At 69.8% G+C, this 1,552-nt stretch carries 1 protein-coding gene; it reads right to left on the reverse strand.

All coding sequences use genetic code 11. The annotated features are described in order from the left end of the window. Positions 1–1,552: hypothetical protein (locus Q7W29_00715; GenBank protein ID MDO9170336.1), on the reverse strand; the 1,552-nt coding region annotated here is incomplete at both ends.

Here is a 1,552-nt window from a genome sequence, read left to right on the forward strand (position 1 = left end):
CGCCGCGCAGCACGAAATCGCAGCCCGGTCCGCTCCACTGCGACAGGGCGTAGTCCGACGTGTACCCCTCCTGCACGGTGGCGCTCGCGTAGATCCCCAGATCCACGTCGAGCACGTCGTCCCACGCGTAGGCGGCGACGATCGTGGGCACGCTCGGCATCACCGGCGTGCTCGGCCGGTAGCCGTCGCAGTTCGGGGCCACGGTGCCCGCGGTCACCAGGGCGAGGCCGCCGAACGGGTTCGCGGGCGCCGGCAGCTGGTAGGTCGTGTTCGCGGTCAGGGTCTGGGCGGACCAGACCCACTGCCGGCCCTGGCGGTTGTTGGTCCAGTCGTCCTCGTCGACCGCGGAGTTGCTGTTGACGCTGTGGGTGAGCGCGTGACGGCCGCCGCGGACGTTCAGCAGGGTGCTGCGCACGGCCTTGACGACGTAGGACGGCGAGATCGCCTCGATGAAGGTCCCGGTGAGGAAACTCGTGCCGTCCAGGTAGAGGCTGTGGCTCAGCCCGATCGGGACCGCGGCCTCGGCGCTCTCGTTGCTCAGCGACCAGTAGATGCCGGTCGCCGCGCTGTTGCCGGTGAGCGACGTCGGCGCCGGGATGGCGTCCACGGCGGCGTTGTACGGCGTGCCGACCTGGGGCACGACGTTGGCGAACCAGCCCGCGGGCACCGTGGTCGCCGGGTCGGACTTCGCGCGGTAGGCGAAGACCGTGTACGGCGACGAGCCGGCGGGACGGGGATCGCGGGTGACCACCGTCAGCGCCATCTCGCCCGGCGGCAGCAACACGCTGTGGTGCACCGTGTCGCCGGCCGCGGCCGTGACGAGGGCGTTGGCGTTCGCCAGGGTGCCCAGGGCGAACCCGGGCTCGAAGAAGCGCAGCTGCAGGTCACGAGTGCTCGCGTTGGCCAGCTTGATCGTGAACCACGCCTCCTCGTCGAGATCGTTGTAGGTCAGGTAGAAGTCCAGGCAGTCGGCGGTCGACAGCGACCCGGACAAGGTGTCCGGCATGGCGAAGAACTGCCCGATCTCGCGGTGGACCCGGTAGGTGGCGCCGCTGTCCTCATCGTCCAGGACGCCGACGCAGTAGCTGGTCATGATCGTCTCGGAGGGGTTCTGGATGACGGTCGCCGGCAGGTCGGCGAGGCTGGTCGACGTCGCCAGCGGCGTCATGAACCCGGTCTGGTTGAAATCGTGCTGGTGCAGGCGCAGCACGATCCGGTCGTCAGCGTCGTCCGGAACGGCCCAGACCAGTTCGGGGAAGAGGCAGACCTCGATCTCGAAGCCGTCGCCGTTGGGGTAGAACGTGCTGCCGATGGGCAACATCCCATGGCCGGCGGTCGCGTCGGGCAGGCCGCCGGTGCGCGCGATCGTCTCGCCCAGGTCCAGGTCCTGCGGCGCGAAGACGAACTGCTTGGCGTAGATGTTGTTGTCCTCGTCGGACTCGGCCGCGCTGTCCAGGCCGTCCTCGCGCACCCACACGGTGTGGCGGCCGATCGCGCCCAGGTTCACGGGCCCGTAGTTGCGCGGGGCGTTCGTGACGCCGGCGTTGAGCAG

It is taken from the genome of bacterium, from assembly GCA_030654305.1.
Lineage (GTDB): Bacteria > Krumholzibacteriota > Krumholzibacteriia > LZORAL124-64-63 > LZORAL124-64-63 > PNOJ01.